Genomic DNA, 12,612 nt, shown 5'->3' on the forward strand with positions numbered 1-12,612 from the left:
CATCCGTGCCTCCTTGCTGGCCCCCTTTCCTTTTCCCCAAATGGCGCGGAACCCGGTGCTCTATTGAGTAGATGGATTATTATTTTCATGACATCGCACGGGAAGGAAACATCGACATGACCTTTGAGCAGATAGAGCTGGTCCAGAAAGCCTGGGGCAGGGTGAGCGCCCTGAACAACAGCTATGTCCAGGAGGTGTATGAAGAGCTGTTCAGATTGTCCCCCGAACTCAGGGCCCTCTTTCCCCCACATCAGGAGCTGCCCGTTGCCAAGGTGTCGGACACCCTGAACACCGTCATCACCAGCCTCTCCCAGCTGGATGCACTGGGTTTCATCATTCGCGATCTCGGCAGGCGTCACCAGCGATTCAACGTTCAACCCCACCAGTTTGCACTGCTCAAACAGGCGCTGACCCAGGTGCTGGCACGGCGTCTCGGCAGTGGTTTTACCCCGGCACTGGCACAGGCCTGGTCGCAGATGTATGACGAGATAGCCGCCCTGATGCTGGACGGCATGACACAGCACACCGAATTCACCACCTGACCCCCTGGCCTTTGCCCCCAATCGCTGAATGGGTCTGTAACAGGCATTTTGCATGAATCAAATTTGCAATATGCGAAAATAGACTCATTCTGCACACAGGGTATGTTCGGCGCCCTTACACCTCACCTGAATCCCTTTCGCACTGCCTTGCCTGCATTCGCGACATCAAATCACAATAGATTGATTTTAAATGGATATTAAAAATAACCACGGGAAATGACTCACCCCTTCGCCACGCCACCTCTCTCTGGCACGGTCACTGCATTGTCACATTCAGCAATGACTGATTAGGAGGATGGAACATGAAACTTCAACAACTGGCACTGTTCCCCTTGCCGTCCCACATTCTGCCCGGTGGCAAGCTCCCCCTTCGCCTGTTCGAGCCGCGCCACCTGCAGATGCTCAAGGAGTCCTTCCTCGAGGATCGGGGTTTTGGCATTGTGATGGAAGAGACCACCAGCACGGACACCTGCGGACGGATTCTCCCGGTCGGAACCCGCGTCAAGGTGACTGATTTTTATACCCTCAACGACGGTTTGCTCGGGGTCACCGTGCTCGGCCTTGAACGCTTCTGCATCCACGAGATGGAAACGGATAGCGCAGGCCTCAGGCACGCCCAGGTCGAGCCGTTGCCCAACTGGCCGAGTGCGGACTCTGATATCAGCGACAACCAGCTGGTCAGCCGATTGAGAGAGGTCTTTGCACAATACCCGGAACTGGATGAGCTCTACCCGGACAAGCAGTTCGACGATGCAGCCTGGCTCTGCCAACGCTGGCTCGAGATCCTGCCCATGCCGATCTATGAAAAACAGATGTTGATTGCCAAACAAAACAGTGAAGCGGCGCGTCAGTTCTTGCGCCGACTGATCGCACAGTGAGTCAAAGAGTGAGTCAACGGTTTGTTTGCAAAACGCGAATTCTCGGCACTGCATTCTTATAATGAAAAAATGAGAATTGCATTTTGCAATCACGGTAGCGATAAATAACACACAATTCAGCTACAGGCCGCAAATAACAGGTTTTGAAAAGTTGGCACGACTTTTTCATATAAAACCGTACAACCCGATTTATCCCGTGCTCTCTTCAGTATTTGCTGAAGAATTGGTCAACCACCAGGTTGACCATTTTTTTTACCCAAAATCGGCCGACATCACCTGCAATGGCGGAGCAGGCAGCTTCGCAGCCTGGCAAGACTGATGGGTTTGGCCAGAAAATCGTTCATGCCCTGGGCAAGGCAGCGGGCCCTGTCCTCCATCATGGCATTGGCCGTCAACGCGACGATGGGCACCTCGCACCCCATGTCCCGCAGGCGCCGGGTCGCCTCCAGCCCATCCATCTGCGGCATCCGCATATCCATCAGGACAAGGTCCGGCTGCTGCTTCGCCACCTGTGCCAGGGCCTCCAGACCATTGCCTGCCAGCCTCACCCTGCACACCAGCTTCTGCAGCATCAGGGATACCACCAGCTGATTGACCGGACTGTCTTCCACCACCAGCACATCCAGCTCCAGTCTGGCGTACTCTTCACTGCCGGGGGCGGCGGCCGGAGCACAGGGAGAGGCCATCCCGGGCAGCTCGAACCAGAAGCAGCTTCCCAGCCCAGGCGTGCTCTGCACGCAAATGTCTCCCCCCATCAGCTGCACCAGCCGCCTGCAGATGGCCAGTCCGAGCCCCGAGCCGGAGAAGCGGCGGGTTGCCGAACTGTCGACCTGATAGAAGGGTTCGAACAGCAACGCCTGATCCTCGGTGGAGATGCCGATCCCCGTGTCGCTGACCATGACCCCCAACTTTTCCTCCTCCCAGGTCAATGCCAGACGCACGCTGCCGGCGGAGGTGAACTTCACGGCATTGCCAAGCAGGTTGCCTATCACCTGGGAGAGGCGGACGGCATCCCCTTGAAGGCGTTCGGGGAGCGTCTCATCCAGATGCCAGTGCAGTGTGATTCCCTTGGCACTGGCCTGTGCCTGCAAGGGCTCCACCAGGGCACGGCACAGCTCGGCAGGCTGAAAAGGTTCGCAGTGCAGCGTCAGGGTATGTGACTCTATTTTCGAGAAATCGAGCACGTCGTCGATGATGGTCTGCAACAGATGCGCAGAGTGGGTGGCATGGCCGATGAGGGTCTGTTCCGGAGTGTCGAGTCGGCCGTGCTGCAGTAGATCCAGCATCCCCAGCACGGCGTTCATGGGAGAGCGGATCTCGTGGGTCATCATAGCGAGGAACTGGGATTTGGCACGGTTGGCCGTCTCGGCATCGTCCCGCGCCCGCGCCAGCTCCTGCTCGCGGCGGATCTGGCTACCTATCTCCCGCGCCGTGCCCCGATAGCCGAGGAAGCGGCCACCGGCATCATGGCAAGGCTCCGCATTGATCTCCATCCAGCAAGGCCCGCCCGCCAGCATCACCTGGGCCCGCATTCCCCGCACCGGCAGATGGTGGGCGATCAGGTGCCGGTAGTGGCTCCAGGCCGGGTCCTGCTTGTCGTGGGCAAAATCATAGAGGCTTCTCCCCGTCTGGCGGGCCAACACCTCCCCCTGATAGCCAGGGGCAGAGACATAGCTGAGCCTGTGCTGGGGATCGGTCTCCCAGAACCAGTCGGAGGCCATGGCGGCAAAACTGCGAAAACGCTGTTCGCTGGCCTGCAGGGCCAGGGTCTTGAGGTCAACCTGTTCTTGCAGGCGAGCCCGATAGGCGATGTTGACCAGGGCCTGGGAGATGAGCGGGCGACAACGCTGCATCGCCGCCTTGCTCTTGAGATCGAAGGTGCCCGCCACGCTGTGCCGGCAGATGAGCACACCGGAAAACCCCGGTCCCTGCAAGCCTGTCATCATGACGCTGGCCCAGCCCGGCGCCCCCGCCAGCGGCGCCAGCTCAGGCAGTTGGGCGGGATCATAGATCACCAGGGTCTCCCCCTCGATAGCCCTGGAGAAGAGCGGTGTCAGCGACCAGGTCCGGCCCACCTCGTCCGGCTGGGTGCTCAGATGGGTGCTGCCCCCCACGGCCTCCCAGGCAACCACGTCCGCCTGTTCGAATCCGATAAAGGGCTTGAGAGCAAGAATGAGGCTCTCCAGTACCTGCTCCAGACTCTGGGCCTGTGCCAGGGTCGCCACCCCGCACAGCAGGGCTTGGGACTCCTCCCGATATCTGGCCTCCCGCTCCCGGCAACGCATCAGCTCCACCAATGTGGTTTGCAGTTTGTCACCCAGGGTTTCGAGTTCGCTATTGCCTATCATCTTGAATCCAGCACAATGTCAGCTCTCGAGGAAGACTACGCTCGACACCATGAGGTTGCCGTGTGCCAGCTCACCATGGGGTAATCGTCCCTGTTCACCGAAGGTAAAGGGCGTGATGAAGGGGATCTCACCCAGCCTCTGACTGAATTGACTGACGATGTCCCCCAGCCTGTCCCCCAGTGCCAGCCGACAACCGGCACAAAACACCACCAGGGCGCCAAAGGGGCGCATATTGCTCGCCATGCCATATTCAGGCTCGATATTCACCGCATTCAGGCTACGCTGCAACAACCCTTCCTGGCTGCTGTACATGAGCAGCAGCCGCTCTCCCAGTCGGGTCTCGGTAAAGAGGCGCAGCCCCTCCCGCGCCGTCACCGCCTCGGGATGGGAGAGCTTGTAGTAGGGCAGGTCATCGAGCATGCCGACCTGACGGGCCAATGGCGAGAGCGTCGTCTCCCTGAGGATGGGGCCCACCGGCCAGGGCGTCGCACGCTCGGTCCAGCGACCATAGACCCGGGCCGCCGGCTCGTGATCGATGGTCAGCACCTCCCTCCCGTCTATCCCGGTAATAATGCCGCGACACTCGGTGGGTACATAGCCTGAGTGAAACTGGAACGCCAGTTGGCAGTCGGGGTAAAGCACCGCCAACACGCACCCTTGTGATCCCTCCCCTTCGTCCCAGCACAGCTGCCACTGCCCGGCCACGCCATCGTCTGCCGCCGACCCGCCGACGACGGGAACGGTCGCGCCAAACTCGGCGTCGATCCCAGCGAGCACAGCCTCCTCCAGCCCCGGGCTGGTGTGCAGCAACACGAGCTGCGGCAGCTCTCCCGGTCGGCCACCATCGGCGATGGCGCGGCGCAGCAATGCCCGCACATCCGGTTGATCCCCCATCTGGCCAGCCACGCCATAGGCCCCCTTGTCATCATAAAGGGCGGCGACCGACAGGCTCCAGCCATGCCGACCATGATGGCCATCCTGGGTCAGGATACCGCCGCAGGAGCTGCAACCGATCAGCCGGGTATCGGGAAAACGTGCCTTGAGCGCACGGCGCAGTTCCGCCGCCTCGTGTGCTTGGGTAAAATAGACCAGCAACAGCGATGGAACATGGGATGACTGGGCATGCAACCGCTCTGTAACTTGTTGGGCGGCCAGTGGGGTCGTCTCGGCAAGCGAGTGAGCCGTCAGGAAGTTCAACATCGTCTCCTAGGGGTACGGGATGCTGGCATCAAGCAAAAATCATACCCTTATCAAACAATTACCTGGCCATGGAGACTAGAATGGTGCTCACTGGCCTCCCACGGGATCACTGCATGTGGCAGAAAAATATCAATGACTTCGACCGGGTCGTCGCCATCGGCGGCGGGCACGGTATGGGCCGGGTGCTCTCTTCCCTGTCGTTCTTGGGATCCCGGCTGACGGGCATCGTCACCACCACGGATGATGGCGGCTCCACCGGACGCCTGCGCAAAAGCCAGGAGTGCATCGCCTGGGGGGATCTGCGCAACTGCCTCAACCAGTTGGTGACCACCCCCAGCATCGGTAGCCAGCTGTTCGAGCACCGCTTTACTGGCCGCGGCGAGCTGGCGGGCCACAACCTCGGCAACCTGATGCTGCTGGCCCTCGACAACCTCTGCGTGCGCCCCCTGGGTGCCATCCGGCTCATCAGTGACATGCTGGAAATTGAACCCAATCTGCTGCCCATGTCCGAGCATCCCACCGATCTGTGCGCCCACACCGTCTGTGGCGATCAGATCCTGGGAGAGGTCTCCATCGATCAGCTCACCACACCGCCACGGGCCCTGAGCCTGAAACCGGTCGTGCCCGCCACGCGCGAAGCGGTCGAGGCGCTGAGCCAGGCCGACATGATCATCCTGGGGCCGGGCAGCTTCCTCACCTCCATCATGCCTCCTCTGCTGCTGCGCGAGATTGCGGAGGCGATCCGCAGCAGCCGTGCCATCGTCGTGTTCATCAGCAATCTGGTGGACGAAGAGGGTCCGGCAGGCCAGTTGTCACTGTCCAGTCAGCATCGTTGGCTGGAAGAGCGGATAGGCAGCGGCCGGATCGATGCCATTCTGGCTCCCGAGGGCCCCCAGGTACCCGAGCTGCAGCACTGCCTCGTTCGGGCCGAGCTGGGTGAAGCGGCCCTCCCCCACCGCCACGACCGCCTCAAGCTGCGGCTGGCACTCGACACCGTGATCCTGAGCAGGCTTGGCGAGCGCGACATGGCGGGCTGATGCCCTTCTGGATCAGTGAAACTGGGCCAGATGGGTGAAGACCTGGGGCAGGGAGTGCTCCAGCTCAGCCAGCAGTCTGCTGGCCTCTTGCTCATCTTCCCGGCGACAGGCGGACTCCAGATCCATCACCTGCTGATAGCTGGGTTTGGCGCCATAGCTGCCACAGGACGATTTCATGCTGTGGGCAACACGCGCCAGGGCTGACCAGTCCCGCTGCTCAAAAAGCGGTCTTAATTGGGCCAACTGCTCGCCTACCTCTTCGACAAACACCGAGATGACGACCGGCATCATCTCGTGACCGATGTCATCTGCCAGTTGTCGCAGCACTTTCTGATCCAGCCACTCCATCTTCTCTTCCCTATGATGGTATTCAAACAGACCACAATATAGCGGACCCACAGCCCCGCTGTCACCCGCCCTTCGGGCATGCCCGTATCGCTCCGGATGCTCTTGGGACACCAGAATGTGAGCAGCTTCAAGTTATCGGTATGTCAGCCAGAATGGAGAGAGATAAAGGTTGTCACAAAATTAACATTAAAGTAACAATGCAACCCATGAGAATGATGCGGCTCAGCAACACCTCTCTCATCCCTTTTTGCCTGTATGGCTGCTGCGAAGAACCAGGGTAGACATCTACCCTGGTATTTTTTATTTCTGGTTCAACAAGTTGGCTGCATTGCCATATTCCAGCTCGCCCAGCCTGAACAGGCAGAACTCCCCGGGCACCATCTTCACCCAATTCTCGTTGCCGGTGAGCGGCCGGGTGGCGATCAGGGTCACCACATCGTTCGGCGTGGTTTCACTCTGAAAGTCGATGGCCACATCCTCATCCAGCAGACGGGCTTCGCCAAAGGGAGCCCTGCGGGTCAACCAGTAAAGGTTGTTGCTGCAATAGGTCATCACGAACTCTCCGTCCGACAGCAGCATGTTGAACACCCCGAGCCCGCGCAGCTCGTCGCACAGGGTCGCGAGATAGCGGAACATGGCGGGGAAATTTGCCGGCCGTTTGGGGTACTTGTGCTCCAGCCTGTCGAGCAGCCAGCAGAAGGCGTGCTCGCTGTCGGTGTCGCCGACCGGACGGTGCCGCCCCGTGGGCAGCTTCTTGTAGCCGGTCAGCTGGCCGTTGTGGGCAAAGGTCCAGTAACGGCCCCACAGTTCGCGGGTAAATGGGTGGGTGTTTTCCAGGGAGACACACCCCCGGTTCGCCTGCCGGATATGGCTGACCACGGCACGGCTCTTGATGGGCAGTGCCTGGACCAGCTTGGCGATGGGAGACTGGGCGCTGGGTTCGGGATCCTTGAAGGTGCGAAAACCCCGCCCCTCATAGAAGGTGATCCCCCAGCCATCCTTGTGGGGACCGGTCTTGCCGCCCCGCAGCATCAGCCCGGTAAAGCTGAAGCAGATGTCGGTCGGCACATTGGCACTCATGCCGAGCAGTTCGCACATATACCATCCACTCCCTGAATGTCTTGACTCTGGTTTCGTCAATCAACCGTCACGGCTGGACGAGAGGGCCGGTATGGTCACCCATCCCCCCTCTCAATCCCGGATCGTTGATTACTTGGCCATCTCTTTTTCAACCAGCTGGATCAGGATGTGGATCACCTTGATGTGCACTTCCTGGATGCGGTCGGCATAACCGAAGTGCGGTACACGGATCTCCACATCGGCCAGACCAGCCATCTTGCCGCCGTCCTTGCCGGTCAGGGCAATCACCTTCATCCCTTTGGCACGGGCCGCCTCGATGGCTTTGAGGATGTTGCCGGAGTTGCCGCTGGTGGAGATGCCGAGCAGCACGTCACCACGGCGGCCGACGGCCTCCACATAGCGAGAGAAGACATAGTCATAGCCAAAGTCGTTGGAGACGCAGGAGAGGTGGCTGGGATCGGAGATGGCGATGCCGGCATAGCCTGGGCGGTTCTCGCGATAACGACCGGTCAGCTCCTCGGCAAAGTGCATGGCATCGCAGTGGGAGCCGCCGTTGCCGCAGGAGAGTACCTTGCCTTCCTGCTTGAAGGAGTCGGCGAGCAGCTTGGCCGCCGCCTCGATGTTTTTCAGATTTTGCTCATCTGCCAGGAACGCCTGAAGCACGCTGGCAGCCTCGGTCAACTCGTTGCGGATCAGTTCTTGGTACATGGTTCTTGAAATCTCGTCGTCCAACATAGGGTGGCGGCATTGTCGCACAAGCCAGTCCAATCGTCGCCCCCCGCCCGCCAAGATGGGGCGGGCAGCGCGTTATGCCGATCACAGAGCCAAGGTAACAGGCTTGTAAACAGCTTGATAAGTTTGTGCGTATGAATTACAACAGGGGCCATATCCAACAGGTCAGACCTCTGGATCAGTTAACGCCAATTTCCCAACCTCGGCAATTCATGCAAGGAGCAAACAATGACGACGACCCTCACTCTGCTCGGGGTGATCCTGGTGATCGGCGCCATGGCCTATCGCCGTGCGTCCCTGTTCACCGCCACGCTTGCCACGGCCGCCGCCCTGGTCGCCGGCACCTTCTATGGCCATGTTCCCCTGCTGGTGTGGGCGCTGTTCGCGGTGATAGCCCTGCCCCTCAATCTGGTGGAGTTTCGCCGCAACCAGCTGACCAAGCCGCTGTTCAAGATCTACAAGTCCATCATGCCGGAGATGTCCCGAACCGAGAAGGAAGCCATCGAAGCGGGGACGACCTGGTGGGAAGCGGATCTGTTTGCCGGCAACCCGGACTGGAAGAAGCTGCACGCCATTCCGGTGAGCACCCTCAGCGCCGAGGAGCAGGCCTTCATGGACGGCCCGGTTGAAGAAGTGTGCCGTATGGTCAACGACTGGGAAGTGACCCACGAGCGTGCCGATCTCTCCCCCGAGGTGTGGCAATACCTGAAGGACAACAAGTTCTTCGCCATGATCATCAAGAAGAAATATGGCGGGCTGGAGTTCTCCGCCTACGCCCAGTCCTGCGTGCTGCAAAAGCTGTGCGGCGCCAGCGCCGTGCTCGCCTCCACCGTCGGCGTGCCCAACTCCTTAGGGCCGGGTGAGCTGCTGCAACACTACGGTACTGAGGAGCAGAAGGATTACTACCTGCCCCGTCTGGCCGTCGGCAAGGAGATCCCCTGTTTCGCCCTGACCAGCCCGGAAGCGGGTTCCGATGCGGGCTCGATTCCCGACTTCGGCATCGTCTGCAAAGGCGAGTGGGAAGGGGAAGAGGTGCTCGGCATGCGCCTGACCTGGAACAAGCGCTACATTACCCTGGCTCCCATCGCCACCGTACTCGGCCTCGCCTTCAAGCTGCGTGACCCTGACCACCTGCTGGGTGAGGAAGAAGAGCTCGGCATCACCTGCGCCCTCATTCCGACCCACATCAAGGGGGTCGACATCGGCCGTCGCCACTTCCCGCTCAACGTGCCGTTCCAGAACGGCCCGACCCGCGGCAAGGACGTGTTTGTACCGCTCGACTTCATCATCGGCGGCCCGGCCATGGCCGGTCAGGGCTGGCGCATGCTGGTGGAGTGTCTCTCCGTCGGCCGCGGCATCACCCTGCCCTCCAACAGCACGGGCGGCGTCAAGATGCTGGCCCTGGCCACCGGAGCCTACAGCCGCATCCGTCGCCAGTTCAAGCTGCCGATTGGCAAGATGGAAGGGATTGAAGAGCCGCTGGCACGCCTGGGTGGCAACGCCTACATCATGGGCGCCGCCGCCAAACTGACGGTCACCGGCATCGATCTCGGTGAAAAACCCTCGGTCATCTCCGCCATCGTCAAGTACCACCTCACCGACCGCGCCCAGAAGTGCATCATTGATGCCATGGACATCCATGGCGGCAAGGCCATCTGCATGGGGCCGAACAACTATCTGGCCCGTGGCTATCAGGGGGCGCCCATCGCCGTGACCGTCGAAGGAGCCAATATCCTGACCCGCAGCATGATCATTTACGGTCAGGGAGCCATCCGTTGCCACCCCTACGTGTTGCCGGAGATGCTGGCAGCCAGCCACCCCGACAAAGAGCAGGCGCTGAAAGATTTCGACAAGGCGATGTTCAGCCACGTGGGCTTTGCCATCAGCAACCTGGTGCGCAGCTTCTGGCTGGGGCTGACCGGTGCCCGCTTCGCCGCAGCGCCCTACAAGGATCAGACCAAGGGCTACTATCAGCAACTATCCCGCCTCTCCGCCAACCTGGCCTTCCTGTCAGACATGGCGATGGGCACCCTGGGTGGCGAGCTCAAGCGCAAAGAGCGGGTCTCTGCCCGCCTCGGCGATGTGCTGAGCCAGCTCTATCTGGCCTCCAGCGCCCTCAAGCGCTATCAGGATGAAGGACGCCAGCAGGCCGACCTGCCGCTGCTGCACTGGGCACTGCAAGACGCCCTGTTCAAGGCTCAGGAAGCGATCGACGAGTTGCTGCGCAACTTCCCGAACCGCTGGATTGGTCTGGCCCTGCGCGCCATCGTGCTGCCCCTTGGTCGCGACCTGAAGCGTCCCTCCGACAAGCTCGACAGCCAGGTGGCCCGCCTGCTCCAGGTGCCAAGTGCCACTCGCAGCCGTCTGGCCGAGGGTCAATATCTGACGCGCGAGGAGGGCAACCCCTTCGGGCTGCTGGAACAGGCGCTGGACGATGTGCTGACCGCAGAGCCACTGTTTGACAAGGTGTGCAAAGCCGAAGGGAGCAAACGCCCCTTCACCCAGCTCGACAAGGTGGCAGAGGCGGGCCTGAGCCTCGGTGTCATCAATCAGGCCGAAGCGGACCTGCTGCGGCGCGCCGAGGAGAGTCGCCTTCGCACCATCAACGTCGATGACTTCGATCCCGTCGACCTGGTGGCCAACAAGGCACTGTTTGAAGCCTCCGCATATCACAGGGCAGCTTGATGCCTCTGATGCCAGAACGCCTCCCTTGTGGAGGCGTTTTTCATGAAAGGGCTGGTGGATGGCATCCGATACGAAGAAAGAGAAACCGACTGGATCATATTTTGGATATCAATCCGTTTCCTATATTGAATGAAGCGGTTAAGGTAAGCACAGGATCACACACAGGATTGCATAATGGATGATCAAATCCTGATTATTGATGATGAAGATCTTCCCCAATCAGCACCGCGTCCCGCCGGCTGGAAGGTGATGATAGTGGACGATGAACCCGAAGTGCATCGCATCACCAAAATCACCCTGAACAAGTTTGAATTCGACGGCAAGCCGATCGATTTTCTGCACGCCTACTCTGCGGCTGAAGCCAAAGCCTTGCTCGCCCTCACCCCGGATGTCGCCCTGCTGCTGCTCGACGTCGTCATGGAGGTCGATCATGCCGGTCTTGAGGTGGTCAAGTTCGTGCGTGACGAGCTGCAAAACAAGATGGTACGCATCGTGCTGCGAACCGGTCAGCCCGGCCAGGCCCCGGAAGATGACGTGGTGACCAACTACGACATCAACGACTACAAGGACAAGACCGAACTTACCTCCCAGAAACTGCGCACCCTGTTGCGCGCCAGCCTGCGTTCTTACCGGGACATCCGAACCCTTGAGAGCAATCGACAGGGGCTGGAGAAGGTCATCGAGGCGTCCAAGGGGATCTTCGAGCAGCGTGCCCTGCGCCAGTTCGTCGAAGGAGCCCAGACCCAGCTCAGCGCCCTGCTCAATCTGGAAGAGTCCCAGATTTACGATGTGAAACACCTGGCGTATGAGGTGCGGGATCAGGTGCTCGAGCCTCTGCTCAGCGATGGTCCCATGCTGCGCCTCGTCGATGCGCCGGAAATCCTGCGCTGTGCCATGGCCAAGGGAGCCAATGTCTACGATGGCAACCAGATGGTGCTCTATTGCCAGAATGCCCGCCATCACCTGCTGTTCCACATCGAGACAACTCGCCCGCTCAGCCAGATGGACACCGGGCTGCTGAGCCTGTTCACCGAAAACATCATAGTGGCGCTGGAGAATATCCGGCTCAACGAGGTGATTGGTGACAACCAGCGAGAGATCATCTATCGCATCGGCGAACTGGTGGAGAGCCGCTCGAAAGAGTCCGGCTTGCACGTCAAGCGGGTGGCCCTCTACACCGAACTGTTCTGCAAGCTGCTCGGCATGAATGAGGACAGGTGCGAGCTCATCAAGCGTGCCTCTCCCCTGCACGACATCGGCAAGGTGGGGATCCCGGACGCCATCTTGCACAAACCGGGCAAACTCACTCCCGAGGAGTGGGAGATCATGAAAACCCACGCCCAGCTTGGGCAGGACATGCTCTCCGGCAGTGACCTGGCCCTGTTCCAGATAGGCGCCACCATCGCGGGCAACCATCACGAGAAGTGGAATGGCAGCGGCTATCCCCGCGGATTGAAGGGAGAGGACATTCCGCTGGAAGGACGCATCGTCGCCCTGGCGGATGTGTTCGATGCCCTGGGCTCGGATCGTTGCTACAAGCAGGCCTGGCCGCTGGATCAGGTGCTGGCGCTGATCAAGGAGGAGAAAGGAGAGCACTTCGACCCCCTCCTGGTGGACCTGATGCTGGCCAATCTGGAGAAGTTCCTCGATATTCGCGAGCAGTACAAAGACATCTATATCGGCGCTCACTGATATCGGATTCACCCCATCCACTTGCCACCATGAAGAAGCCGCCCATTGGGCGGCTTCTTTGCAATGTGCG

10 protein-coding genes are annotated in these 12,612 nt (G+C 60.1%); 5 read left to right on the forward strand and 5 right to left on the reverse strand.

Annotated features, from left to right (window positions below):
* The first annotated feature begins 116 nt into the window (after positions 1 to 116).
* A complete protein-coding gene (locus tag AB5Y68_RS09475) occupies positions 117 to 542 on the forward strand; it encodes a globin domain-containing protein (protein WP_039038868.1) in 426 nt (141 codons plus the stop codon).
* Positions 543 to 844: 302 nt separating this feature from the next.
* Positions 845 to 1,420, forward strand: a complete 576-nt coding sequence (locus AB5Y68_RS09480) for an LON peptidase substrate-binding domain-containing protein (RefSeq protein ID WP_368207113.1) — start codon at positions 845 to 847, stop codon at positions 1,418 to 1,420.
* A gap of 272 nt (positions 1,421 to 1,692) precedes the next feature.
* Here the strand turns inward: AB5Y68_RS09480 and AB5Y68_RS09485 are convergent, their stop codons facing one another.
* Entirely contained in the window at positions 1,693 to 3,768 is a 2,076-nt protein-coding gene (locus AB5Y68_RS09485; protein WP_368207115.1) for an ATP-binding protein, read from the reverse strand.
* A gap of 18 nt (positions 3,769 to 3,786) precedes the next feature.
* Entirely contained in the window at positions 3,787 to 4,968 is a 1,182-nt protein-coding gene (locus AB5Y68_RS09490) for an FIST signal transduction protein (RefSeq protein ID WP_368207117.1), read from the reverse strand.
* A 113-nt stretch (positions 4,969 to 5,081) separates the two neighbouring features.
* On the opposite strand from AB5Y68_RS09490, the gene yvcK reads away from it, so the two are divergent.
* Entirely contained in the window at positions 5,082 to 6,005 is a 924-nt protein-coding gene (gene yvcK / locus AB5Y68_RS09495) for a uridine diphosphate-N-acetylglucosamine-binding protein YvcK (RefSeq protein WP_368207119.1), read from the forward strand.
* A 12-nt stretch (positions 6,006 to 6,017) separates the two neighbouring features.
* Here yvcK and AB5Y68_RS09500 read toward each other — a convergent pair whose 3' ends face one another.
* The 3 genes from AB5Y68_RS09500 to lpcA form a co-directional block, all read right to left on the reverse strand.
* A complete protein-coding gene (locus AB5Y68_RS09500; RefSeq protein ID WP_201996788.1) occupies positions 6,018 to 6,353 on the reverse strand; it encodes an Hpt domain-containing protein in 336 nt (111 codons plus the stop codon).
* A gap of 300 nt (positions 6,354 to 6,653) precedes the next feature.
* Entirely contained in the window at positions 6,654 to 7,451 is a 798-nt protein-coding gene (locus AB5Y68_RS09505) for a class II glutamine amidotransferase (protein ID WP_043154215.1), read from the reverse strand.
* Positions 7,452 to 7,562: 111 nt separating this feature from the next.
* Entirely contained in the window at positions 7,563 to 8,141 is a 579-nt protein-coding gene (gene lpcA, locus AB5Y68_RS09510) for a D-sedoheptulose 7-phosphate isomerase (RefSeq protein WP_039038837.1), read from the reverse strand.
* Positions 8,142 to 8,393: 252 nt separating this feature from the next.
* Here lpcA and fadE point away from each other — a divergent pair, with 252 nt between their 5' ends.
* Both fadE and AB5Y68_RS09520 read left to right on the forward strand, forming a co-directional pair.
* Positions 8,394 to 10,850: an acyl-CoA dehydrogenase FadE gene (gene fadE, locus AB5Y68_RS09515; RefSeq protein WP_039038836.1), complete on the forward strand. Its 2,457-nt coding sequence runs from the start codon at positions 8,394 to 8,396 to the stop codon at positions 10,848 to 10,850.
* A 174-nt stretch (positions 10,851 to 11,024) separates the two neighbouring features.
* Positions 11,025 to 12,542, forward strand: coding sequence for an HD domain-containing phosphohydrolase (locus AB5Y68_RS09520; protein WP_039038835.1), 1,518 nt, complete (start codon positions 11,025 to 11,027; stop codon positions 12,540 to 12,542).
* Positions 12,543 to 12,612 lie beyond the last annotated feature (70 nt).

Origin of the sequence: Aeromonas sp. R6-1 (assembly GCF_040908165.1) — a bacterium.
In the GTDB taxonomy this organism is placed as follows: domain Bacteria; phylum Pseudomonadota; class Gammaproteobacteria; order Enterobacterales; family Aeromonadaceae; genus Aeromonas; species Aeromonas caviae.